The organism is Geobacter sp. AOG1 (assembly GCF_019972315.1).
Classification (GTDB): domain Bacteria; phylum Desulfobacterota; class Desulfuromonadia; order Geobacterales; family Geobacteraceae; genus Geomobilimonas.
Genome location: NZ_BLIZ01000001.1, coordinates 2,631,537 through 2,654,904, shown reverse-complemented (window position 1 = coordinate 2,654,904; position 23,368 = coordinate 2,631,537). Strand labels below are relative to the sequence as shown.

General features: G+C 52.0%; 23 protein-coding genes and 2 tRNA genes. 1 reads left to right on the top strand and 24 read right to left on the bottom strand.

Annotation, left to right across the window (positions count from 1 at the left end):
* Positions 1–7: 7 nt before the first annotated feature.
* The 15 genes from LDN04_RS12085 to LDN04_RS12015 form a co-directional block, all read right to left on the bottom strand.
* Entirely contained in the window at positions 8–994 is a 987-nt protein-coding gene (locus LDN04_RS12085; protein ID WP_223913386.1) for an RNA polymerase sigma factor RpoD/SigA, read from the bottom strand.
* A gap of 142 nt (positions 995–1,136) precedes the next feature.
* Complete coding sequence (locus LDN04_RS12080) at positions 1,137–1,787, bottom strand: protein-L-isoaspartate(D-aspartate) O-methyltransferase (RefSeq protein ID WP_223913385.1); 651 nt, start codon at positions 1,785–1,787, stop codon at positions 1,137–1,139.
* Positions 1,788–1,895: 108 nt separating this feature from the next.
* Positions 1,896–2,642, bottom strand: coding sequence for a 5'/3'-nucleotidase SurE (surE, locus tag LDN04_RS12075; protein ID WP_223910768.1), 747 nt, complete (start codon positions 2,640–2,642; stop codon positions 1,896–1,898).
* Positions 2,643–2,709: 67 nt separating this feature from the next.
* A tRNA-Pro gene (locus tag LDN04_RS12070) sits at positions 2,710–2,786 on the bottom strand.
* Positions 2,787–2,811: 25 nt separating this feature from the next.
* On the bottom strand, positions 2,812–3,162 hold the full coding sequence (locus tag LDN04_RS12065; RefSeq protein ID WP_223910764.1) for a MerR family transcriptional regulator: 351 nt from the start codon (positions 3,160–3,162) through the stop codon (positions 2,812–2,814).
* Positions 3,163–3,182: 20 nt separating this feature from the next.
* Positions 3,183–3,461: an integration host factor subunit alpha gene (locus LDN04_RS12060; RefSeq protein ID WP_214175028.1), complete on the bottom strand. Its 279-nt coding sequence runs from the start codon at positions 3,459–3,461 to the stop codon at positions 3,183–3,185.
* Between the two features lie 92 nt (positions 3,462–3,553).
* On the bottom strand, positions 3,554–5,959 hold the full coding sequence (gene pheT / locus LDN04_RS12055; RefSeq protein ID WP_223910761.1) for a phenylalanine--tRNA ligase subunit beta: 2,406 nt from the start codon (positions 5,957–5,959) through the stop codon (positions 3,554–3,556).
* Positions 5,960–5,997: 38 nt separating this feature from the next.
* Positions 5,998–7,014 carry a phenylalanine--tRNA ligase subunit alpha gene (gene pheS / locus LDN04_RS12050; protein ID WP_223910758.1) on the bottom strand — a complete coding sequence of 339 codons (1,017 nt, stop codon included), beginning with the start codon at positions 7,012–7,014 and terminating at the stop codon, positions 5,998–6,000.
* Positions 7,015–7,090: 76 nt separating this feature from the next.
* Positions 7,091–7,444 carry a 50S ribosomal protein L20 gene (gene rplT / locus LDN04_RS12045; RefSeq protein ID WP_223910755.1) on the bottom strand — a complete coding sequence of 118 codons (354 nt, stop codon included), beginning with the start codon at positions 7,442–7,444 and terminating at the stop codon, positions 7,091–7,093.
* A gap of 141 nt (positions 7,445–7,585) precedes the next feature.
* Positions 7,586–7,783, bottom strand: coding sequence for a 50S ribosomal protein L35 (gene rpmI, locus LDN04_RS12040; protein ID WP_223910752.1), 198 nt, complete (start codon positions 7,781–7,783; stop codon positions 7,586–7,588).
* Positions 7,784–7,808: 25 nt separating this feature from the next.
* A complete protein-coding gene (gene infC, locus LDN04_RS12035) occupies positions 7,809–8,333 on the bottom strand; it encodes a translation initiation factor IF-3 (RefSeq protein ID WP_223913384.1) in 525 nt (174 codons plus the stop codon).
* An 11-nt stretch (positions 8,334–8,344) separates the two neighbouring features.
* A complete protein-coding gene (thrS, locus tag LDN04_RS12030; protein WP_223910749.1) occupies positions 8,345–10,255 on the bottom strand; it encodes a threonine--tRNA ligase in 1,911 nt (636 codons plus the stop codon).
* A gap of 72 nt (positions 10,256–10,327) precedes the next feature.
* A tRNA-Val gene (locus LDN04_RS12025) sits at positions 10,328–10,402 on the bottom strand.
* 150 nt (positions 10,403–10,552) lie between these two features.
* Positions 10,553–12,250, bottom strand: coding sequence for an NAD-dependent DNA ligase LigA (gene ligA / locus LDN04_RS12020; RefSeq protein ID WP_223910746.1), 1,698 nt, complete (start codon positions 12,248–12,250; stop codon positions 10,553–10,555).
* Positions 12,251–12,407: 157 nt separating this feature from the next.
* Positions 12,408–13,196, bottom strand: coding sequence for a glycosyltransferase family 9 protein (locus LDN04_RS12015; RefSeq protein WP_374045170.1), 789 nt, complete (start codon positions 13,194–13,196; stop codon positions 12,408–12,410).
* Positions 13,197–13,208: 12 nt separating this feature from the next.
* Here LDN04_RS12015 and LDN04_RS12010 point away from each other — a divergent pair, with 12 nt between their 5' ends.
* Complete coding sequence (locus LDN04_RS12010) at positions 13,209–13,505, top strand: hypothetical protein (protein WP_223913412.1); 297 nt, start codon at positions 13,209–13,211, stop codon at positions 13,503–13,505.
* A 117-nt stretch (positions 13,506–13,622) separates the two neighbouring features.
* Here the strand turns inward: LDN04_RS12010 and LDN04_RS12005 are convergent, their stop codons facing one another.
* The 9 genes from LDN04_RS12005 to LDN04_RS11965 all read right to left on the bottom strand — a co-directional run bounded on the left by LDN04_RS12005 (position 13,623) and on the right by LDN04_RS11965 (position 23,323).
* On the bottom strand, positions 13,623–14,780 hold the full coding sequence (locus tag LDN04_RS12005) for a glycosyltransferase family 1 protein (protein ID WP_223910742.1): 1,158 nt from the start codon (positions 14,778–14,780) through the stop codon (positions 13,623–13,625).
* Positions 14,764–15,510, bottom strand: coding sequence for a class I SAM-dependent methyltransferase (locus LDN04_RS12000; protein WP_223910739.1), 747 nt, complete (start codon positions 15,508–15,510; stop codon positions 14,764–14,766). Before LDN04_RS12000 ends, LDN04_RS12005 begins: the two co-directional genes overlap by 17 nt.
* 53 nt (positions 15,511–15,563) lie before the next feature.
* Positions 15,564–16,523 carry a glycosyltransferase family A protein gene (locus LDN04_RS11995; RefSeq protein WP_223910736.1) on the bottom strand — a complete coding sequence of 320 codons (960 nt, stop codon included), beginning with the start codon at positions 16,521–16,523 and terminating at the stop codon, positions 15,564–15,566.
* A complete protein-coding gene (locus LDN04_RS11990; protein WP_223910733.1) occupies positions 16,520–17,956 on the bottom strand; it encodes a DUF6056 family protein in 1,437 nt (478 codons plus the stop codon). The genes LDN04_RS11995 and LDN04_RS11990 overlap by 4 nt, the downstream gene beginning before the upstream one ends.
* A gap of 151 nt (positions 17,957–18,107) precedes the next feature.
* Entirely contained in the window at positions 18,108–18,947 is an 840-nt protein-coding gene (locus tag LDN04_RS11985) for a bifunctional 2-polyprenyl-6-hydroxyphenol methylase/3-demethylubiquinol 3-O-methyltransferase UbiG (protein ID WP_223910731.1), read from the bottom strand.
* Positions 18,948–18,957: 10 nt separating this feature from the next.
* Entirely contained in the window at positions 18,958–20,184 is a 1,227-nt protein-coding gene (locus LDN04_RS11980) for a glycosyltransferase family 4 protein (RefSeq protein ID WP_223910728.1), read from the bottom strand.
* A 13-nt stretch (positions 20,185–20,197) separates the two neighbouring features.
* Positions 20,198–21,208, bottom strand: a complete 1,011-nt coding sequence (locus LDN04_RS11975; protein ID WP_223910725.1) for a glycosyltransferase family 2 protein — start codon at positions 21,206–21,208, stop codon at positions 20,198–20,200.
* Positions 21,209–21,268: 60 nt separating this feature from the next.
* Positions 21,269–22,195, bottom strand: coding sequence for a glycosyltransferase (locus LDN04_RS11970; protein WP_223910721.1), 927 nt, complete (start codon positions 22,193–22,195; stop codon positions 21,269–21,271).
* Positions 22,196–22,255: 60 nt separating this feature from the next.
* Positions 22,256–23,323: a glycosyltransferase family 4 protein gene (locus tag LDN04_RS11965; RefSeq protein ID WP_223910718.1), complete on the bottom strand. Its 1,068-nt coding sequence runs from the start codon at positions 23,321–23,323 to the stop codon at positions 22,256–22,258.
* Between the last annotated feature and the right edge of the window lie 45 nt (positions 23,324–23,368).

The following is a 23,368-nucleotide window of genomic DNA, read 5'->3' as shown; positions in this document are numbered from 1 at the left end:
CTAAAGATTATTCCGTACGCCGCGGCAGTTCGTGGGATTCAACGATTTTGCGCAGCTTTTCCAGTGATTTTGCCTCGATCTGGCGGATTCGCTCGCGGGTGACGCCAAAACTGCGGCCGATGGTATCGAGGGTCTGGGGTTCCTTGTCGTCCAGGCCGAACCGGAGGGTAAGTATCTTTTTTTCGCTCTCCGAAAGGGTTTCGAACCAGGCACCGAGCAACTCGTACTTATTGAGATCCTCCAGGAGATCGGCCGGCGATACAGTGGAGGTATCCTCGATGGTATCGATAAGGAAGTAGTCGTTATTCTCCCCCATGGGGCGCTCGATAGAGTAGGTCTTCTTGAGGAGGACCATGAGTCGGCGCACATAGGCTGAGTTCACGTTCATGGCAGTGGAGACTTCCTTGATGGAGGGCTCTCGGTTCATGCTCTGCACCAGTTCTCTGGTCACCCGTAGCATCTTGTTGATGTCGTCGGAGACATGGACCGGCAGGCGGATGGTACGGGACTGATTAACCAGGGCCCGTTCGATGGACTGGCGGATCCACCAGGTGGCGTAGGTGGAGAATCGGCACTCCTTGGAGAGTTTGAACCGCTCAACCGCCTTGATCAGCCCCATGTTCCCTTCTTCAATCAGGTCGAGGAAGGGAAGACCGCGATTGATGTATCGCTTGGCAATCTTCACCACGAGCCGAAGGTTGGACTCGATCATCTTGTCCCGGGCGGCCTTCTCCCCCTTGGCAATACGCCCGGCAAGTTCCTTCTCCTCGTCGGCGGTGAGGAGCCGGGTGCGTTGGATTTCACGGAGATAAAGCTTGATAGCGTCGTCGAAGTGCTCCTCGACGACCTTTACCACTTCTTCCTCCGCCGCCTCTTCCTCTTCGGCTTCCTCCTCCGCTTCGGCCTCGGCAAATTCGAGGGGGTCTGGTTCCGCCTCCAGCAAATCGTCCTCCGGTTCCAGCGACCCTTCCGTTACCTGTTCGGCATCTTCCATCAATTCGCTCTTTTTCATTGCGCTCCCTTGCCCGGTGCTGGTTCTCACACCACTTCTCCGGGTAGTTCCTTCAACAATGACGGTATGTCCACCTTTATACGATTCAAAACTCTTCAGTCCCGCAGTCGCGGTCACTATACGGTTATTCTTCGCTGAGCCAGCCGCATTTCCCGACCAGCTTGACGAAACGGCAACCGACAGACTCTTCCCGGGTAATCGTCCCGTCGGTGTTGCGCGTGACACGTACGAGTACCTGCTCGTACTGACTGCCAACGGGGATGACAAGCCGGCCGCCAGGAGCCAACTGTTCCACAAGGGATTGAGGAACGTCCGGCGCGCCGGCGGTAACCATGATGGCATCGAAGGGTGCCTCCCCTTCCCACCCACCACTACCGTCGTCTATCTTCAGGTTGATGGTGAGATAGCCGAGGGTGTCGAGCACCTTGCGGGCCCGGAGGGCAAGTGGGCGGATCCGCTCCACGGTATAGACCCGTCCAGCCGTCTCGGCAAGAACCGCCGCCTGGTAGCCAGAACCGGTACCGATCTCCAGCACCTTTTCCGTTCCTTTCAGGTGCAGCAGTTCGGTCATGAGAGCCACCATGAAGGGCTGGGAGATAGTCTGTTTCTCGCCGATGGGGAGAGGAGAGTCGCTGTAGGCCTGGGCCGCCATCGCCTCTTCCACGAACAGATGGCGCGGTACCTTGAGCATTGCCTCGATGACGCGCCGGTCGGTTATCCCCCGCCCGACGATCTGGCTCTCCACCATCCGTTTTCTGGCTATGTCGAAATTGATCAACGTCGTTCTCCCCCGCGGCGGGACTATATCAAATGGTGCAAGAAATGTCCAGTTCTAGAACCGGTGAATCCAGGACTCGAAGCGGGTTTGGTTCTGAGTTGCGAGTCACCCCATATTCCATGCTTCGATGGAGGCAAAAGACGCATAGTTGGTGAGGTCAAGATGTAATGGAGTGACGGATATGTGGCGGCGGGAGATAGCAGCGTAATCGCTCCCCGGAATGTCGAGGAAGTTGAGCTCGACGGTACCAATCCAGTAATAATTCCGTCCCCTTGGATCGACCTTGTCGATAATCATACCTTCGTAGCGCCGTTTCCCCTGGCTGGTGACGAGAGGTGATTGAATCTGGTCAGAGGGGAGATCGGGGACGTTGACGTTGAGGAAGGTGTCAGTCGGCAATCCGTGCCGATGGATATGGCGAGCAAGCCGGGCGGCGAATGCGCCCGCTGCGGCATAATTGGCACCCTCACCGTCTGTGGCGAGGGAGACGGCAAAAGCTGGTATCCCCATGAGGGTCGCTTCCAGCGCGGCGGAAACAGTTCCCGAGTAGGTGATGTCCTCCCCCAGGTTTGCCCCCCGGTTGATACCCGAGACGACGAGATCGGGCTTGAACGGGAGAAGAGAGTGGATGCCGAGATTTACGCAGTCGGTGGGGGTGCCGTCGATGGCAAAGCGGTCATTACCGAGGGGTGTGGCCCGAAGCGGGTGGTGGAGCGTCAAGGCATGACCAACGGCACTCCGTTCCCGATCCGGCGCGACCACCCCCACCCGTCCGACTTCTGCCAGTGCATCCGCCAGGGCGACGATCCCCGGTGCATTGATACCGTCGTCGTTGGTGACCAGGATGTTCATGGGAACCTCGTGACTCTTTACAAAAACAAAGGGCCTGCAAATCACTCTGCAAACCCTTTGTCGGTTATGGTCGGGGCGACTGGATTCGAACCAGCGACCACTAGACCCCCAGTCTAGTGCGCTACCAGGCTGCGCTACGCCCCGAAATATGTATCTGTCTGTCCGGAATTTACAGAATTTTTCTCAACTGCTCAAGTTCCGTTCTGATCTCCCTGAGCAGTTTCCGAGCCTCTTCATCGGTCGCGCTCGCCGACTCCCCCCCCAACAAACCGGATCTGGTAAGGGCCAGTCTCTTCCGCGCCCCTTCTATGGTCAATTTCTCGACATACAGCAATCGCTTGATGTCCTGGATGAGAACCAGGTTCTCCTGACTGTAGAGGCGCTGTCCGCTGCGGCTTTTTCGCGGCTGCAGCATCCCGAACTCAGTTTCCCAGAACCGAAGCACCGACGGCCTGAGCGAGGTTATGGCCGCCACTTCGCCAATCCGGTAATACAGTTTATCGGGACTGACGGCTGGCATCCTTCCCCCTCCGCCGAACGCTACTTGTCGTTGATGGAGGCCTTGAGGACCTGGCTTGGCTTGAAGGTGAGTATTCTGCGGGCGGCGATAATGATTTCGTCGCCGGTCTGGGGGTTTCTGCCGCGACGGTCGGCCTTCTCCTTCACGACGAAGTTGCCGAAGCCGGCGATCTTTATCTTGTCCCCGCTTTCCAGGGTATCCTTGATTATGTCAAAAACAAGCTCCACCAGTTCGGCCGATTCCTTCTTGGAGAAACCAACTTTTTCGTAGATCTTTTCAACTATATCAGCTTTAGTCATAACTACCTCAATACATTGAATAATCACCGCCCTGGCTCAGCAGACAACGAGGTTGGTTTATACCATAGCGGATGAAGATAATCAACTCATTTTTACCGCACCGTAATATTTAATTTGCCGACCAATGCGTCTATAACGCGCTGGTGCATGCGGGTCACCTCGTCATCGGTGAGGGTTCGTTCCGGAGAACGGTAGCGAACACGGATGGCAAGACTCTTCTGCCCGACGGGAACGTGTTCCCCTTTGTAGAGATCAAAGATTGCAACGGATTCGATTTCCTTGAGGCGAAGACCCCGAACACAGTCCAGCACCTGCACAGCAGGTATCCCCTCTGCCAGCAGCATTGCTATATCACGGGCAACATCCGGATAGCGGGAGGGAGCCTGGACTTCGGTCCGTTCCTTGCCATGCCCGATCAGCCGGTTGAAATCGAGTTCCAGATAGTAGACTGGCTGGGAAAGACCGAAGTTATCCTGCACATCCGGGTGGATTTCACCCAGGGAGCCGACCGGTTTCCCCCCCACAAGGACCGTGCAGCATTTACCCGGGTGATAGAAGGGTTCCGGATTTTCCGACACATACTCCACCGACGGAACAAGCAGGGAAAAGAGAAGGTTTTCAACGATACCTTTGGCATCGTAGAAATCCACCTGTTCGTTCCCCTGGCACCACCCTTCAGGCTCCCGCCTGCCAGTCATGATAGCCGCGATATGGAGGGGCTCGGCGGGAAGCTCCTCGCCGGGACGAGGGTGGTAGACGCGGCGCATCTCGAAAAGGCGCAGGTTAAGCTCGCGATGACTGATATTGGCAGCAGCGGTCTCCAGGAGACTCGGCAACAGAGTAGTGCGCATGACCGATTGCTCAGCCACCAAGGGGTTGCGGAGTTTAATCGCAGCGCGACGTTGGTCGTCCGACGCCAGTTGGAGCCGGTCATATGCTTCGGGTGCGATGAAGCTGAAGTTGATCACCTCGTTGAACCCCTGTGACACCAGCAGCGAACGCGCCTCCTTCTCCAGCCGCTGGGCACGGGGGGGGCGGTCGGAAAAGACCCTCGCCTTGGGCATGGTGACCGGGATGTTCTCGAATCCGTGGAGCCGGGCGACTTCCTCGATCAGGTCGATTTCCCGCTCAATGTCGACCCGGAAGGAAGGAACGGTAACCGCCATAGCCTCGGGCCCAGTCTGTACAACATCGAACTCAAGGTTACGGAAGATGGTGGCAACTTCGTCCGTCGTGAGTGCAATGCCGAGCATCCGGTTTATCCGGTCAAGCCGAGCCATGATGGTCCGCTGGGGGACCGGCTCCGGGTGCACATCGATGAGGCCCCGGGCAATGGTCCCGCCGGCCAGTTCGGCAATGAGCGCCGCCGCCCGGTCCAGGGCGCGGGTCAGGATAGCGATATCCGCTCCACGCTCGAAGCGATGGGACGACTCGGTATGGAGACCGAGTCGCTTGCTCGTCAACCTGATGGCTGTGGGATTAAAATAGGCGCTCTCCAGCAGGATGTTGGTGGTATTGTCCTTGATCTCGGAATTCTCCCCTCCCATTATGCCGGCAAGGGCGACACCTCGGGTTGCATCGCGGATGGTGAGATCATTGGCAGTGAGTGTCCGCTCTTGGCCGTCTAGGGTGGTGAATTTCTCCCCCTCCCCTGCCCGCCTCACGATGATTTTGCCTCCCGCGAGTAGATCGAAATCGAAGGCATGAAGAGGATGTCCGTATTCGAGAAGAACATAGTTGGTTACGTCCACCACGTTATTAATTGAACGCATCCCCACGGCATTGAGCCGGTTGACCAGCCAACGGGGAGAGGGAGCTATCCGGCAACCATCGATATAGCGAGCCGTGTAACGCGGGCAAAACTGCGGGTCCTCGATGACCACGCTGGCCCTGTCGGCGACGAGAGCTCCGTTGTCCACAAGGGTGAATTCAGGATGACGAATCTGTTTACCAAGTTTGGCGGCGATCTCCCGGGCAATGCCGATCACACTCAGACAGTCGGCCCGGTTGGGAGTCAGCCCGATTTCGAAGATGGTATCCTTGAGCCCGAGGGCGGTAAAGACGGGAATGCCAAGGGGAAGATCGGCAGGGAGGATCATGATCCCAGCCGATTCGTCGGCCAGTCCCAATTCCTTTTCAGAGCAGAGCATTCCGCAGGATTCCTCCCCGCGGATCTTGGAACGCTTGATCCTGAAGTCGCCGGGAAGGGTGGCACCAATCTGGGCCAGAGCGACCTTGTCGCCTGCCGTGAAGTTCTGTGCACCACAGACGATGTTCAATACCTCCCTGCCATTGTTAACACGGCAGAGGGAGAGCTTGTCTGCATTGGGGTGTTGAGCCCGCTCTTCCACCACGGCCACCACTACGTCGTCCATTCCCTCGCCGCAGGGGGTCACCCCTTCCACTTCGAGACCGAGCATGGTCAGAAGATCGGCCAGCTGCGATGGAGGAAGTTCCAGGTCAACGAATTCCTTGAGCCAGTTATAAGTAACTATCATTGATTCACGCTCTTATCCATGATTTATTAAAGTAAAACTTAAAACTGTCGCAAAAAACGGAGGTCATTCTCGAACAGGAGCCGCATGTCGCCGATTCCGTACTTGAGCATGGCGATCCGTTCGATTCCCATCCCGAAGGCGAAACCGGAGACAGACTCCGGATCGTACTGCACATGCCGGAAAACTTCCGGATCGACCATACCGGCCCCCAGAATCTCCAGCCAGCCGGTGTTCTTACAGACCCGGCACCCTTTCCCTTTGCAAATGACGCAGGCAATGTCCACCTCGGCCGATGGTTCGGTGAAGGGAAAGAAGCTCGGGCGGAGACGGACACCGATACCAGAACCGAACAGCTGTTTAACAAAGATGGTGAGGATTCCCTTCAGGTCGCCGAAGGTTATCCCCTTATCAACCATGAGTCCCTCTACCTGGTGAAACATGGGAGAGTGGGTGGCATCCGAATCGCAGCGATAGACGGTACCGGGGGCGATGATCCGCACGGGGGGAGCGTGCTTGAGCATGGTTCGAATCTGGACCGGCGAAGTATGGGTCCGGAGAAGAATATTGTCGTCAACGAAGAAGGTATCCTGCATGTCCCGGGCAGGATGGTCCTTGGGAAAATTGAGGGCCTCAAAATTATAGTAATCAAGTTCGATTTCTGGTCCTTCTGCCACTTGAAAACCGAGGCCGGCAAAGATGTCGGCTATTTCCTCGGTAACGAGGGTAACCGGGTGCCGCGTCCCCATGGGGCGCTGGCGACCGGGCATGGTCACATCGAGACGCTCCGACTGAAGGCGCAGGGCCTTGCTCCGGCTGCGTACCGTCGCCAGCGTAGCGGCAAGAAGTTCTTCAAGCTGGTCTCGTACCGTGTTGACCACTTGGCCGATAAGGGGACGTTCTTCCGGGGACAGGGCGCCAATCCCCTTCATGACCGCGGTCAGTTCCCCCTTCTTCCCAAGGTACCTGACCCGCAGTTCCTGGACGGCATCTTCGCTTCCGGCCTGTGCAAGATCGGCAGTGGCCTGCTGAAGTAGCGCTTCAAGTTTATCCTTCATGGATGACAACCTTCTGATAAAAAAAAGAAATGGATACTGCTATCCCATTTCCTTTTTTATCCATCGATGTTTTCAGTTAGATATTGGCCTTGGCCAAGCCGGCTATCTCCGCGAAGCCGCGGGGGTCTGACACCGCCAGGTCAGCCAACACCTTCCGGTCGATTTCGACCTTAGCCTGCTTGAGGCCGAAGATGAGTTTACTGTAAGACAGTCCGTTGACCCGGGACGCCGCATTGATCCGGGTGATCCAGAGAGCACGGAAATCACGTTTCTTGACACGGCGGTCGCGAAATGCGTAATTGAGTGCCCGGTCCACCGCTTCAGTGGCGCTCCTGAAAAGTTTGCTCCGCGCACCGCGGTACCCCTTTGCCAGCTTGAGTACCTTGTTTCTTCTCTGTCTCGCTTTAAAACCTCGTTTAACCCTTGGCATACGTTACTCCTTTGGTTGGTATTTGCCGGATCCGCAAGGGGAGACGTTTCCTCACGGTTCGCGGACTTAAAACGGTGAAAAGTGAATGGCGAAAAGTTAAAAGAGATCCTTTTCACTTTTTACCTTTTACTTTTCACTGTGCTACATGTACGGAATGAGCCGGGCGATATTCTTGTGGTCAACCGCCTCGATAACAGCACTCTTGCGCAGGTTACGTTTCCGCTTGCGTGTCTTACTCGTCAGAATATGGCTGGTGAAGGCGTGGCTCCGCTTGATCTTGCCGGAACCGGTTTTTTTGAAGCGCTTGGCGGCGCCCCTGTTGGTCTTGATCTTTGGCATGCTATTCTCCTTACAGGTCGTTATCCTATTTAGTCACTTTCATTTTAGGGGCGACGATCATGAACATGCTTCGTCCTTCCATCTTCGCCCTGACTTCGATAATCGCAATATCCTCAAGTTCGGTGATAAATCGCTCCAGCGCCCTCTGCCCAAGTTCCATGTGGGTGATTTCCCGACCACGGAACACTACGGTGATCTTGGCCTTGTTCCCCTCTTCCAGGAAACGGCGGACGTGTTTGATCTTGAATGCAAGGTCATGGTCGTCGGTCTTGGGGCGGAGTTTCACTTCCTTGACCTGGACATGCACCTGCTTCTTCTTGGCTTCCTGAAGTTTTTTACTCTGCTGGTATTTGAACTTGCCGAAGTCCATGATCCGGCAGACCGGCGGCACCGCAGTCGGCGACACCTCTACCAGGTCAAGCTGCTGGGTTTCCGCAAGCGTCAGTGCCTCCTGAATGGTCAGGATGCCGAGCTGCTCGCTGTCAGCCCCTATTACCCGGACTTCTCTGGCCCGTATGGCCTGATTGATGTTAACGGTCGGCTTAGCTATGGTGCCACCTCCTAGTGGAAACTCGCCACTTCGCGGGCAAGATATTCAGCAAATGCAGCCGGCTCCATCGGTGAAAGGTTGCTGCCGTCCCGGAACCGTGGGGTTACCGTGCCGTTTTCAACCTCTTTGTCACCGATGACCAGCATGTAAGGAATCTTCTGCAGTTGTGCCTCGCGGATCTTGAAGCCGAGCTTCTCGTTACGGAAATCCTTCTGAACCCTGATACCGGCGCCGCGCAGAGTATCGAACACTTGCTGGGCATAGGGCACCTGGTTCTCGGTGACCGTCAGGACCGTCGCTTGAACCGGCGACAGCCAGACGGGGAAATTTCCGGCAAAATGCTCGATGAGTACGCCGATGAAACGCTCGATGGAACCGAGGATGACACGGTGCACCATAACGGGACGCTTCTTTTCGCCGTCCGCGTCGATGTAGGTAAGGTCAAAGCGCTCGGGGAGCGTAAAATCGCACTGGATTGTAGCACACTGCCATCTCCTGTCAAGGGAGTCGCGCAGCTTGATGTCTATTTTGGGACCGTAAAATGCGCCGTCACCCTCATTGATCTCATAGGGACGCCCCGAATCCTTCAACGCACCGAGCAGGGCATTGGTGGCGCGCTCCCAGTCCTCGTCCGAGCCGATGGATTTTTCAGGACGGGTGGAGAGTTCCATCTCGAACTCGAAACCGAATACCCCCATGACATCCTGCACGAAGGAGATGACCCCCTTGATCTCTCCGTCCAGTTGCTCCGGGGTGCAGAGGATATGGGCATCGTCCTGAGTGAAACAGCGCACGCGTAAAAGGCCGTGCAGCACACCGGCCCTCTCGTGGCGGTGGACCGTCCCCAGCTCGAAGAACCTCAGGGGAAGGTCGCGGTAGCTGCGCAGGTGTGACTTGTAGATCATCATGTGGGAGAGGCAGTTCATAGGCTTGATGCCGAACGACTGCTCGTCCACTTCGGTGAAGTACATGTTTTCGCGGTAGTTGTCGTAGTGGCCGGAACGCTGCCACAACTCGGTCTTGAGAATCTGAGGGCCGACGACGATGTCGTAGCCACGCTTCAGGTGTTCCCGGCGCTCAAAGTCCTCGATAATGGTCCGAAGCATTGCTCCCTTCGGATGCCAGATGGCAAACCCGGCGCCAACTTCGTCATTGAAGGAAAAGAGATCCAGCTCACGACCAAGCTTCCGGTGGTCACGACGCTTCGCCTCTTCCAGCCGGGCCAGATACTCATCCAACTGTTTCTTGTCGGGGAACGCTGTACCGTATACCCGTTGCAGCATCTTGCGTTTCTCGTCACCACGCCAATAAGCCCCCGCTATGGAGGTCACCTTGAACGCCTTACACCACGAGGTAGAGGGCAGGTGGGGGCCACGACACAAATCGGCAAATTCCCCCTGGCGATAGAGAGAAACATGATCGACACCGAGGTCTTCGATCAACTCGACCTTGTAATCCTCCCCCATCTCCCGGAACAGCTTGACCGCATCGGCACTCGACAGCTCTTGGCGTTCGATCTTCAGGCCGGCCTTTGCCAGCTCTTCCATCTTCTTCTCGATCTTTTCCAGGTCTTCCGGCGTGAAGGGGTGATCAACGTCAAAATCGTAATAGAAGCCGGTCTCGATAGCGGGACCGATGGTGACCTTTGCCTCCGGGAAAATGCTCTTCACCGCTTGGGCCATGAGGTGGGAGGTGGAGTGGCGGATGATCTCCAGGGCCTCCGGGCTCTTGTCGGTGATGATCTCAACCCGGGCGCCGTCAAGCAGCCTGGCGCTCAGATCGACGAGGGAACCGTCAATCCTGCCGGCAATGGCGGCCTTGGCCAGACCGCTCCCGATGGCAGCGGCAAGGTCATGCACCGTTGCCCCTTCGGGGAGAGTCCGCGCGGAACCATCGGGAAGTGTTACGCTGATGTCAGCCATATACGGCCCCTTAACAGAAAGAGGCATCGAACATCGATGCCCCTGTCGGATCAACCTGCGGCATGGTTTTTCTGGTAGGCGCGGGCGGTTTCGAACCGCCGACCCCTAGCGTGTCGAGCTAGTGCTCTACCCCTGAGCTACGCGCCTCCGTGAAAACTCTGTTTAAATACCAATTCACACCGGGAAAGTCAAGGTTTTTATTGGCCCTCGCGTTTTTTCTTCCCTCACCGGCGCTGCAACCACGAGTTCAACCAACAGGACCATCTCGTCCACGATGATATCGATCATGCAGCGGCGTTACCGGGCCTCTCCGGAGAAGGCCAGAATACCCTGTTCTCGAAATTTTGTCAGCAGATCTTTTCCTCCCGGTGAATGGAAAAAACTGCGGATGTTTTTCACCGCTCGGGCATCGGCGGCGGAAAGGACATCCAGCTGTTCCTGTCCAGCAGCCAGCAGCGCATCCAGGGAAGAAAACTGTCGTGCCAGACGCTGGACCGTCTTCTGTCCGACACCGGAAATCCCCAGGGCGGCAACCAGGCGAAAAGGGTCCGGACGACCGGATGCACGAATTGTCGCCGCCAGACGCCGCGCCGTTTCCGTACCAAAACCGGGCACGGCGGTCATTGCCTCCGCTTTCAGCCGATAGATGGAGGGGAGGTCGTCGACCAGTCCGGCTTCAACCAGCTTTTCCAGGCGTTTGCGCCCCAGCCCCTCAATGTTCAGCCCCGACTTAGAGGCAAAATAGGTCGCCTTGGCTAGAAACTGATCCCGACAACCGGGCGAATCGTGCAGGCAAGCATCAATGGCAGGTTCCGGCACCGGTAGCGGTGTCGCTCCAGAATTTGCATCGCGTGGAGCTCGCCCTACCACCTCCAGTACCTGGGGAATGACATCTCCCACCAATGCAATGATCACCTGATCCCCGGCCGCAATATCCAGCCGGGAAATCTCGGCATCGTTGTGCAGCGAAGCCCGGCTGACCTGCACGCCACCGAGACGCACTGGCACAATTTCGGCAACGGGCGTACGCCGACCCGTGCGACCGACCGTCCAGCGGATTTCGCGCACCAGGGTCCGGGCCGTTACCGGCGGGAATTTCCATGCAGCGGCCCAGAAAGGCGCCCTTCCCCCTTCTCCTAACCGCTGCCGCAGAGACAAATCATCCACCTTCACCACAATCCCGTCCATGGAAAATGGCTGTTGGTCACGATTCACCAGGTACGACTGATACACGGCCCTGACTTCGGCAAAGGTCCGTACCTGCCGGGTGTGATCGGAAACGACGGGAAAGCCCCAATCTGACAGCAACTGCAATGCCGCCCGGTCGGAACGCGGGCCTTCATCCCTCGAACCGGCAGTCACCAACTCAAAAGGGAACAGGCGAAGAACTGCCAGCAGAGCTGGATCGGGTTTTTGTGCCAGCAATGCCCCCGCAGCCAGATGGCGCGGCGTGGCATACGTTTCCAGTGTCGTTCCCTCCCCGGAATTCTGCAGAAGCCGACGATCCGCATAGACTTCGCCACGAACCACCACCCGTTCGGGAAACGGACTGGTCAACAGGAGGGGAATCCCCTGGATTTCTCGAACCCGCTCTGTCACCTCCTCGCCGAATCGGCCATCCCCACGCGTTGATGCCGAAATCAGCCGGCCGGCATCATACACCAGTTCCACCGGTAATCCGTCCACCTTGGGCTGGACCAGCAACAGCTCACCGGCTGCCGCTACCCGTTTCAGCAGCGCCAAAATCGTCTCCGGGCCAGTGGCGGACGACAAACTGAGCATGGGACGTTCATGCTGCACCGTGCGTGCTTCACCACCCACTCCGCCGCCCACCGTCCTGGTCGGTGAATCCGCGGCAGTCAACGCAGGAAAACACTCCTCCAGCCGAACCAGCTCAGCAAACAGCCGGTCATACTCCGCATCACTAATAACCGGTTGCGCTTTCTCGTAATACAGTTGATTGTGGTAACGGATGTCGTTTGCCAGAGCGGCCATCCGTTGACTGGCAGCGGAGGAGGAAATCTCCGGGCAGGCACGGGAATGTGCAGGGGGGGAGAGCCATAATAACGGGAAAATTACCAGAAGAACCGTAAGGAGGTGGCGCGCTTTCCTACTGATAAACGCATAGAGTGGACAGGCATTTGTGCATGGGCTAGTCGTGTCCATGGTCATGGGAGATGTCCTTGCCTTCGGATCCTTCCTGATCCTCCCCCCTGCTCCGTCCAACCATCACGAGTTCAACTGCCTGTATCACCTCGTCCACGGTGATGTCGGCCATGCAGCGGGCGTTAATGGAACATTTCGAGGTATAGCCGAATTTCGTGCAAGGCGAGCAGGGAAGCCCCTTATTGAGCACGATATGCGACGGACCGCGTGGCGCCCATTTCCGGACAATACCCGGACCGAACAGTGAAACTGTAGGTTTCCCGAGCCCGACAGCAAGATGAAGCACCCCGGAATCTCCGCTCACCAGCAACCTACCGCGGGCAATCACCGCAGCAGTTTCCAACAGGGAAGTTTTACCTGCCAGATTAACTCCACGGCGTCCAGCCAGAATCCGTTCCCCAACCGCTGCATCTTCCCCACCTCCAACCGCTACCACGGACACCCCCCGCTCATTCAGCAGTGCAGCAACTGCTGCAAATCTCTCCTCTGACCAGCGGCGCTCAGGGATGCTGGCTCCGGGGAAAATAGTCACAAAAGAATTCCCGCTCAGTACCTCTAGAAGTTTATCAGCCTGTCTTCGGGCAACTTCCGGCACAGTCAGGAAAGACACTGGCACGGGCACATCAGACATAAGACCCAGAGGGCCGAGAAGATGGGAAAAACTGTCGGCCTCGTAATCGTCATGGGAATAGGGAACCGGATGAGAAAAGAGTTTTTTGCGCCCATTGGTGGCAAACCCGATTGACCAAGGCGCGGAGACAATACGGGCAACCACCGCAGATAGACGATGCCACTGCTCCGCATCGATCACCACGTCATACCGGCTTCGGATAGCCGACAGCAACTCGCCAGGTCTGTCGTAGTGAAGTATCTCATCTATGGCTGGGCACAAGGTAAAGACGGCTCCATTGCGCTTCTCAGCCAGAACAGTTATCCGCGCATCGGGATACATATCTTTCAAAGCAAGAATCGCAGGAACCAGCAGGACAGCATCGCCTATACCGCCGGGACGAATGAGGAGAAAGTTGCGGGGGGAGGAAAGCGGTCGTACCTGAGCGCTGGGGAGACAGGCCGTTACTATTGAACCAATCACGCGATCTATGTATTTTAAGTTTTTTATATTCAATAGCGAATGTAAACCTGTTCCTTCCCTCCAACCCTTTCACAAATCTTTTTACACCCTCTACTTATGATCCAGCTCTTAGATCATTGTTTCATCTCTAACACGACGATAGACTGCTAGTGTGTTTTTCGCGGTAATCTCCCATTGAAACTTCGCGGCTTGCAATAACCCTTCCTGTCGAATTTTCTCCCGTGTCTCGTCATTACTCCAGACCGAGGAAATCTTTTCTGCTATGTCTTCAGCGTTGAGAGGGTCAAAGTATACCGCTGCCTTTCCACCAACTTCAGGCAGCGAACTATTTTGTGAACAAACAACCGGACATCCAGACGCCATAGCCTCAATAACAGGGAGTCCGAACCCTTCAAAAAGAGATGGGAACACCATGAGCCTTGCCAAATTGTAAAGTTGAGGAATAACATTCTGCGGAAGATAGCCAAGCCACCTGACCTTCGCCTCGAGTCTCAGCCTTTTGATAGTTTCATTTACATCCCGGTGGGCATTCTTCTGTGCCCCGGTTAACAACAATTCCCCATCGAAACTGCCTTGGTTTATAAGCAGCTTTAGTGCCTCTAAAAGACGTACGTGGTTTTTGTGAGGCCAGGTAGCTGCCGGATAAAACATAAAGGGACGCTCGAGGCTAAACGTTGTAATTGTCTTTGACAAAGATGCCGGTTCCCTGACATAAAATTCATTTCCACATCCTGAATAGACGACATGGACCTTTAGAGGGCTAATGTCGTATTTTTCTACAAGACAATTTTTGGCATGAGCTGATACCGCTATGACCGCATTTGCCTCCTGTACCGATGATTGGTAAGTCTTGCGTCTCTGCCTTAACTCCTTATGGGAAAAGAATTCTGGAAAATATTCCTGCTGCATGTCATGAAAGGTTAGAACCGAAGGATAAGAAAGACCGGCAGGATTCAATATAGTCAAGGGGTGATGCATAACATCTACTTCAATACCGGCAAGTTCACGGACAAGAATATCATACCCGGCCGTTCTTAGGAGCGCCCCGCGCAGCATACCTTTAAGGCTGTATTTTTGGTAGGCAACGGTTTTCAAGTGGAAGTTGTCCGCCTCCAGTAGCAGACTTGAAGCGGCCGAATCATCACAGAGGACAAGATAGTGATTTTCCGTGTCTGCACATTGAAGTGCCGTGAGCAGATTAATGATATAGGTTTCTACGCCACCGCATCCCGGCGAGTATCCAATAAGATTAAGTGCGATTCGCATCCACGACCCTTTTGCTGTTTCGCATTATTTCGTAATCGGAAGACAAAAGAGAACTTCTGCGATGCAGCAACGCTGTAATTCCACATAGGAACGGATTTGTGACAAACTTGAAGAGCAAATTTGGCATATTTTTTCTGCAAAAGAGATGGAGATTGTTACCGTTGCTCTTCATAATTAATCCACTCGACTCTGCAAGTATCTGCAGCGATTTTCTGCTAAAGAACGAAACATGCTGGCCGTGTTCTAGGCCGTAATACCACCATGCATCAAGCCTAGGCGGATTCTCAGGTAACAATTGGGTTGTAAAAAGTATGTTTTCTGAAAGATTATTCAGCTCAGAAAGGGTCTGCACAGGATCAACCAGATGCTCAAACAACTCAGCAGCGGTCAATAGTTCATACCTCAAACCGCTACCCATATCTGCTGAAAACCCCTCTGCAAAGATATTCAGGCAGAATTTGTCATACCAGTACCAATCGTATCCCGCATCACGCATCAATCTGGTAAAGAGCCCTGTCCCACCTCCGTAGTCAAGGAACTTGCCGTTTGAGTCAAATAAATAAAAAACGACGGAACGCGCTATGTTCGCAAACCATATGTTTCTGCCCACCAAGCCCAGATCAGTTACATTTATTGCCGTGCTATTCGCCTCGTCCAGCCAGATCGGATTATCTGCAAACAGAAAACCACACGATAAACAGCGTAGGAAATGCCCTTCATACTTACCCAATATCACAGCACTGTCGAAATGTTCCGCGCAACCAGAACAGATAGGGCACCGCATCAAATATGCCTCCGGAATCTATTGATGATTCGGTCAGTCATGGTAGGGGTACGAAACATGGTTTTCCCCGTGTAGTCATCCGCTTCAGAATCTACCTCTATAACTGAAGGATGACATAACGGAAAAGCAATTGACTCAGTCTCCATTGATGCATATCTATTCGGGACTGGTGTATGAGTGGCCCCTGGGCCAAATCCTATATTGGAAACCAAGTTTACAGATGGTATTACTGACAGCATTCGATTCTTCCAGCAGGATAAGGTCCAGCGACAGTCCCACGTGTCAATTTCGCCGGCATAGACCCTATCGAGTACATCTGTCCAGTAAGTCGTCTCCTTCTTACCGGAAAGAATATTCTCAAGCAACTTACTTTTTCTGAGGTCTGGCCAGTCGGTCATTTCATTGTCATGCGACTCCCATGCTCGTTTCCAAGAAGCCCATCCCCAAATATGGTTATAACGGGAAAAATAATAACTGTACGGTAATTGACAACGATTGAATTGAAAATTCGCTCCACAAATTTGAGCGATTTGTGACTCGTTACGGTAATACTCCAGCAGTTCACTACAATACCTAAAAAATGACGGATGAGGGAGGCAATCATCTTCAAGAATAATTGCCTCATCAACTTCTTGGAATACCCAGTCCAAACCACTTGAAACCCGTCGCATACAGCCAAGATTTTCAGAGGAGTAGTTGGTAAGAACCTGACAGTCCCAGTCCACAGACTCAATAATTGCCCTGGTCTCACGACAGCGCTCCACTTCTCCCTGATTAAGGGGGCGGGGGCCATCAGCAACGACCAGTAGTTGTCGAGGACGAACGGCACGAACTGCTTCAAAAACCTGGTGTGTCGTTTCAGGACGGTTAAAGATCATGAGTACAACTGGTGTCTTCAGATCCCATGAGAGTCGTCCCACATATGTTGTTTCATTATTTCGGAAACGCTTCTCTCTCATTGTACCGACCGAATTCTTCTCAGGATGATTGAACTTTTCCCATAGTAATCGGCGTAACTCTGGTTAATCCAGTCCCTATTTACAAAATAAATGTCCGAGAAAAAGAGGCTTTTCGGAACATATTTCAAAACATCAACTTCACAGTCGGGTTTCGGATCTGCCTTTATCTGGGCATACCTCTGCCGCAATTCCCGATCGAAGCGGTAGCTTCTTCCGCTAACCAAATCACCGGCGACCATAACAAGATTCGAATGCCCGAGACTGAGGAGGAAAAGCGTGTAGGCAACAAGGAGTGGCACCACGAAAGCCATCCGCAGGCCGCCGATAACATCAAAGACTCGCGGGTCGAAGCGCACAGTGATCACCACAACATTGAAAAGCCAGACCACGAGAAATAAAAGGTAGATCAAGTTCACCACTCGGTCCGGAGGATTAATGCCCATGCTCCAGTAAGGGGGAAAGTAACAGCCGAAAATAAAGAGAAGGAGCAACGCGGAGGAAATAACCGGGTGCACCCCCCTGCCGAGACCCTGCAACGAAGGCATGCGACGGGTAGCCATCGCCACTAGCAGAGTCAGCACCATGACATGTGGAGTGCCGAGCCAGAGCTTCAGCGATGAGAGGGTTGCGGCCCCTGACTGAATCATCGACTGCAGTATATTTCGACTCCCAGGGTAGCTCCCCAGGCGCACAGCATTCCCCGGTGCCAGGAGCGCGAAGCAACTCCCCAGAAGGACAGCAGCCAGAATGAGCAGCAAATGGCGGTTGACTATATGTCCCTGACGATAATCCAAGAAGAGGAAAAACACTACCATAGGGATCAATACTGCCAAGATAATCTCATTGGTTCCGGGCAGACAAAGCCCGAGAACGACACCGCTCCAGGTGAGCAATGATCCTCCATCCTCCCCGCGCTTCAGAATGCGGATCATAACCATCAAGAGGAGGAACAGCAGGATTGTTCCCGCAAGATAGGTGATAGTCCCTGTCATCCAGTAAATACCTGAACGAATATCAGGCATCTGGTCGAGATAGACGAAGAGAAGCGCGAGAACAAACAGGAAACTTTGCTGTAGGGAGAGGTGGCCAGTTGTGATTTCCTCGAGAACGAATATAAGGGTACCAAAGAGCGTGGTATAGAGCAGAAAAGGGAGCAATTTGTAACCCCACAATTGACCGTAGACCATGGGGTTTACCAGTAATAGACTGGTGGAAAAGTAGCGCCCTGTTACATTGTTGAACCAGAAAATGAAGGAATCGGCAAAACCCTTGTCCCTGGAAATTGCTGAGTAGATATAGTCGTCTGTCCAGGGATGCGCAAAAAGTGCGTTTATTAGGAAAATGGCCACTCCCCCTGCGAGGAAGAGGGCCAGAGCCGATTCAAGCTTCTTTGTAGCTAAAAATGTTCTCAATAAAGCACTCCATTCGAACAAAACAGAAACTCGCCGCCAGGTCTATCTGGGCGAGCCACTTCAAGGCCAAAATCACGTTACAGGGTGACGATCATTACCGATTCCTCTTAAAGTAAAAGATCATCATCATTTTAGATTTCAATTTAAAATTTGAGGGGCGGTGTGGCTCCTGTCACCGCGTTGCGTCAGAAAAATGAAAGTCCGCATTAACCGCTGCTACCTTGCGGGCTAGCAGAGTCTGATTCGACCTCAACTTGGGAAACAGGGCATACGCTAGCCGAGCTGGAAGGCTAGCATGATGTGTGGTAAAAAACTCGTGGCTTACTATTGAAAAACCACTCAGGTCAAGCATCTCCCGCAATTCAGCAGCTGTGTATTCACGCCAGTGAATACCCACGACCATATTACTCTTTTTGGTAAGCTGTTCCGCAAAATCGGTGACCGGGTTATGAATCGAGCGACCAGCGAGCAGTTTTGCCCTGTTCACCAGTGATGCCTGGTTAGGCAGTGACAGATATAGGTAGCCATCCGCTGAAAGAATCCTGTTAACCTCAGCCATGACAGGCAATGGGTTAAAATTAAGATGCTCCAGAGTCTCACACATAATTGCCAGCGTTAAGGTGCCTGATTGAACAGGTATGAGATAGTCACGCAGGTTGGCGGCAATAGTGGCAACACCATCGTGCAGGTAACGTTTGCTCAGCCTCATATTTGACATGAATTCAGGTATATCTAGAACGGTAACGTCAAAACCGATTCGTGCCAGCGTGCTGCTCACTACTCCGAGAAACCCACCTATTTCCAAAATACGAACCTCATGGGGCTTGAGATGAAGTGAATCAACAAGCTGGACAATATCTTTCAGGGTGCGTTGGTATGATTGCCTGGAGTGTTCAAGGTAAGCCGACTCCCCATCGCCATCACCTATTGACAGCAGGTCAACGGGGCAGGCATGCAGTTCCCGGATGACATCATTCAAAATGAGACTATAATCAACGGTGTTATGAATCATGCGTCCTCTGTCAATAACCTATACCAATATGGCAGAAAGCCAGGTAACGGTCAATAATCGCATTGGTTTCAAAGTATTGACGCGAATAGCGACAGGCCGAATCCCCCATCTTCTTGCAGAATTCGACATTTAGAAACTGTTCTGCTGTAGAGCAAAGACTGTTAATATCATGACAGGGGACGCAGAAACCGTTAAGACCATCAACTATAATTTCTCCTGTTCCTCCCACCCGGAAAACCACCATTGGCACGCCACACAGATTAGCCTCAAGGATGGACATGCCGAAACTCTCAATAAGGGTTGGTGAAACACCAAAACTACAGGCTTTTATCAATGCCAGATTGCTGGCATAATCCAAATGTCCTGGCGAGAATACGCGAACATTCTGGGGAAGACCATGAAGCACCTCCATGAGTTCCTTTGATATCCCTCCAGACAGATAGAAACCCAGCTTACCACGGTAGATACCTGCCAGACTTCTGATGATCTGCGCCACATAACATGCTCCCTTCAACCTGCTTCCTGCTGAGGGTATGTATACCAGGGGTGCTTCTATAGGCAGGCCAAGTTCAGCCCGCACATCATTTTTGGATATTTCGTCAACAAACATTAAATCAACCGGATTGTGAATCATCGTAACAGGGCCGTCGAAGTGAAACGTTTCCCTGAAAACGCCCTCCATGTACCGTGACGGTGCAATCACACCATCAACTTTTTTCAGAACACGTTGTTCAAGAGAAATGGCATCATGTATATCAACAGGACAGTAATCTCCTAAAGCCAAATCTTTGTTGAATCGAGACGGGTTATGGTGTGTCACCAGTGTTAGCCGTGCATTTCCTTTGTCGAGAAAAAGTCCAGGGGCACCATGGTCAGGAATAATAATATGCTCCGGATTAAGATGGCGGAGTGTCTTATTAAGTTGGCGTACACCAGGTATCGATGCAATAATATCATTCAACTGGTAGGCCTGCCGGCACGACCCGCGAAATTTCAAATATATGGAGCAACTTAGAGACAAAAATGATCTCAGCGTGGAAGAAGCCCCAAAACGGATGATGTCAGATTCTGATATGTCGTTCCCTTGTTCGTTGAAGGTTAAAAGAATAGCGTCGAGGCCACGGTGTTTGAAACAACGATAGAGCTGATAATGTGCGTTCGCAACACCACCAGCGCCTGAAGGCGGGGCAGAAGGGGCAATTATTACAACTCGTTCTTGTTTATGTGGCGGACTCATAGATGTGCCCTCATTATACCTTGCGCAAAAGAGCACGTATCAAAAATATAAATCTATGATGAAGGGGAATTTGCAGTGTATTACATAACCGAGACTGAAAGCAGAACCTATAGGCATCAAATCCGAGCGTTGTTGATAAGAGGCATGTCTGATACCATCTGCGAGCAATAATTCTTTCAAAAGCTTTTTGGGGAAATAGCCCACTTGCAACATTTGCGAGAACCAGCTTCGAAAGCCAATCATGTGCATTTTGCAAAGTTTGCAAATCTGCTGAAACGCGCCACATCGACAATGCTGAATGAAGGGCCAATTCATCGTCAACGGGTTCAATTCCCAATTTGTTTAACAACCGCATTCTGACTTTGTCTGCAGATGCCTGCTGGGTGGCAGCTTCACAAAAACCTATATTTTGATCATGCAAACGATATTTAAGAAGCACTTTGCCAATATTTGCAAACGAGCAAGTATCGACTAAACGACCCCATAATTCATAATCTTCGGCGTGTGGAAAATCAGCTGAATAACATATGGCAAGATCATCAAATAATGATTTTCTGAACATTATGGTTGGATGGTAAAGAACCGATTCAAACAATAAGCTACATTTTATTTCGTCATCATCACATGGCGGTGACCACACTGCTTTGGGTTTAGAACCAAAAGATTCAAGCCATGTACCACAGATACCGACAGATGGATTTGTATCCATAAAATATACCTGACGTTCCAGTCGGTCAGGCATACAGATATCATCAGCATCCATACGAGCAATATATTTACCCTTAGCCTCCCCTATCCCTCGGTTCAACGCAGCAACTATCCCCAAGTTAGAGTTGCTGCGTATCACCCGAATCCGTCGGTCGGAAAATGCCTTCACTATGGCGGCGCTACCATCGGTTGAGCCATCGTCAATGATGAGTAATTCAAAATCACTGTACGTCTGGGAAAGGATGCTCGAAATAGCTTCGGCTACGAAAGCTTCAGCATTGTAAACCGGCATGCATACTGTTACTTTCGGCGGCATAATGATAGTTACCTAGTTGCGTTATCTTTCAAATATTAAATTGCAAATTTCACGGCAACTTTATAATTTCCTGATTTTACTTCGTACAGTCAACAGCAACGACACAATAAAATTATTTATTATCTTATTTTTAATAGCTACAAATCGTTGATGTTCATCCGATAGCCGTTGGTGTTCATCTTTCAAATCCGAGTAATCAAAAAGAGCCTTTATCGTTTCGAATGGCAGCGCTTTTATACTGCCAAGTTCGGGACAAACTTCTAAATAAACTTCATTTAGAAAAGAACCGGACGGCGGCATGATTGATTTAGGAATCAGATCTCTTCGGATAAATTCGTTCCAAAGATGCACTGACAGTGAACCATCCACTCTAGATTTGCACCAATCAGTCCAGGCAGGATCAAACATTCTGCGAAATTGTGAGTAATGAATCGGGTAGAAAAATATTTCCGGCTCAACCAGATGACGCAGATTTAATTCATTTATAACTCTCGTGATAAGGGTCGGCCCTATTGCTCCCCAATCAAATTCTGTTCCCACATTCTCTATTTCATCAAGTATCTTATTAGTCAAACAGGAATAGTCCAGGTAGAGAACACCACAAGCAATAACATCAGGACTCTGGAATCCTGCAGATACCTTTATGTCTTTAGCACTTAAAATTTGTACAAACTGACTTGACGATGCTAAACACAATACGTCAGTGTCAAACCACCACCCACCTTTTTTTCTTATAACTTGATATCTAAATACATCCGAAAAAGCCGCGAGGTTAGCTTTCATACCAGCCTGAGTGTACTTACTCAGATCAGAGGCCGGCAATATCTCGGATGCATCACATAACGTCGCTCCTTTCGGCACTTCTAAATCAGTATAAGAATAAACCCGAACATCAAAACCATTTTTGATGAATGAGGAAATACAAACATGTTCTTGAAGACTAAGACAAGAGCCATGCCAGAAAAAATTAGCTATTACTAAAGACATGACGAATGATCATTTATCTTTATTTGTAATATTATAAGCAAGTTATTACCTCCGGCCACTTTACAAATATGCCAGTTGATGGAGTTCAAATATGAGATTATTAGCTATTCGAGCCCAATCCAGATCATATTCAGCGAACTCTCGCGCAATTACGGCCGAATCCTGAATATGCTCCCGATTTTGAATCCAACGCAAAACAGTTTTAGCATGGGAAGATGCATCCCCAGGGGTACACAACTCCCCTGTAGCTTCCGGAACATAATCAACAACACCACCCACCCGTGAGGTAATGATCGGTAACCCAGACGCCAAAGACTCGACGATGGCATTGTTGGCCGCAGAATCTATCAGAGGCAGAAAAAGAAAATCGGCTTGTTGATACAATTTCCGCAACGTCTCTGGTGAGATGTCAGCATGCCAATGAACCCTAGCATCGCGCGCAAGTTTTAGTAAAGCCGGGTGGTTCCGTACCTCTCTTATTACTACACAATCAAGTCTTGTTTCTGGTTGCTCACTCCATACCAATTCCATTGCCGCCGCTAGTGTGTCAAAATCTCGTAACCACTGCCCGACAAATATGAGTCGGGGCGGGGTATTTGCCGACGATGAATCTGTCGGACGAAAAAAATCATGGCAAACCCCATGCCGGATCAAAATGGTCGGCGTTGTGCAAATATCAGAAATAAACTTGATCTGCTCTTGAGAGAAGCAGATGATTGCGCCTAGACCATTTAGAGTTGAAAAATCACGCCAGTGTAATCGCAACCACGATGGCGGTTGATGCAGGCACAGCAACGTTCTTCGTCGGATTGAATCACTTGCGTTAGCAAAATTGTACCCAAACTGGTTTTCTCCCGCCGAAAGCAATACCAGTGCATCAGGATTACGCTCCGCGCAACTTAACACTTCTGCCGCTATAATCTCATGACGGCACTCAACGAAAGGACTGTTCGCCATTTCTTGGTACTGGACTCGGCGAGGGGATTTAACTAATTGCCAAAATCTCTGCCACACATGAATTTGCTTACCATTTCTGGCGTAGTGTGGCACGTAATAGTTCTGAATTCGGCCGGGCACTGAATTTTCCAAAGCTGAAAACAGTGGGTCAAAACCGCTTACCGAGGCCATGTGACTCCAGGTTTCGCGAAGACAAATTAGTTTTATCTCAGAATG

Bases quoted from the DNA above. Each gene is read 5' to 3' on its own strand.
- LDN04_RS12085 (WP_223913386.1), bottom strand. From the start codon at position 994: ATGGAAGATGCCGAACAGGTAACGGAAGGGTCGCTGGAACCGGAGGAC.
- surE (WP_223910768.1), bottom strand. From the start codon at position 2,642: ATGAACATCCTGGTCACCAACGACGACGGTATCAATGCACCGGGGATC.
- LDN04_RS12065 (WP_223910764.1), bottom strand. From the start codon at position 3,162: ATGCCAGCCGTCAGTCCCGATAAACTGTATTACCGGATTGGCGAAGTG.
- LDN04_RS12060 (WP_214175028.1), bottom strand. From the start codon at position 3,461: ATGACTAAAGCTGATATAGTTGAAAAGATCTACGAAAAAGTTGGTTTC.
- pheT (WP_223910761.1), bottom strand. From the start codon at position 5,959: ATGATAGTTACTTATAACTGGCTCAAGGAATTCGTTGACCTGGAACTT.
- pheS (WP_223910758.1), bottom strand. From the start codon at position 7,014: ATGAAGGATAAACTTGAAGCGCTACTTCAGCAGGCCACTGCCGATCTT.
- rplT (WP_223910755.1), bottom strand. From the start codon at position 7,444: ATGCCAAGGGTTAAACGAGGTTTTAAAGCGAGACAGAGAAGAAACAAG.
- rpmI (WP_223910752.1), bottom strand. From the start codon at position 7,783: ATGCCAAAGATCAAGACCAACAGGGGCGCCGCCAAGCGCTTCAAAAAA.
- thrS (WP_223910749.1), bottom strand. From the start codon at position 10,255: ATGGCTGACATCAGCGTAACACTTCCCGATGGTTCCGCGCGGACTCTC.
- ligA (WP_223910746.1), bottom strand. From the start codon at position 12,250: ATGGCCGCTCTGGCAAACGACATCCGTTACCACAATCAACTGTATTAC.
- LDN04_RS12010 (WP_223913412.1), top strand. From the start codon at position 13,209: ATGCCACTGCTCCGCATCGATCACCACGTCATACCGGCTTCGGATAGC.
- LDN04_RS12005 (WP_223910742.1), bottom strand. From the start codon at position 14,780: ATGCGAATCGCACTTAATCTTATTGGATACTCGCCGGGATGCGGTGGC.
- LDN04_RS11995 (WP_223910736.1), bottom strand. From the start codon at position 16,523: ATGAGAGAGAAGCGTTTCCGAAATAATGAAACAACATATGTGGGACGA.
- LDN04_RS11985 (WP_223910731.1), bottom strand. From the start codon at position 18,947: ATGATTCATAACACCGTTGATTATAGTCTCATTTTGAATGATGTCATC.
- LDN04_RS11980 (WP_223910728.1), bottom strand. From the start codon at position 20,184: ATGAGTCCGCCACATAAACAAGAACGAGTTGTAATAATTGCCCCTTCT.
- LDN04_RS11975 (WP_223910725.1), bottom strand. From the start codon at position 21,208: ATGCCGCCGAAAGTAACAGTATGCATGCCGGTTTACAATGCTGAAGCT.
- LDN04_RS11970 (WP_223910721.1), bottom strand. From the start codon at position 22,195: ATGTCTTTAGTAATAGCTAATTTTTTCTGGCATGGCTCTTGTCTTAGT.
- LDN04_RS11965 (WP_223910718.1), bottom strand. From the start codon at position 23,323: ATGGCCTCGGTAAGCGGTTTTGACCCACTGTTTTCAGCTTTGGAAAAT.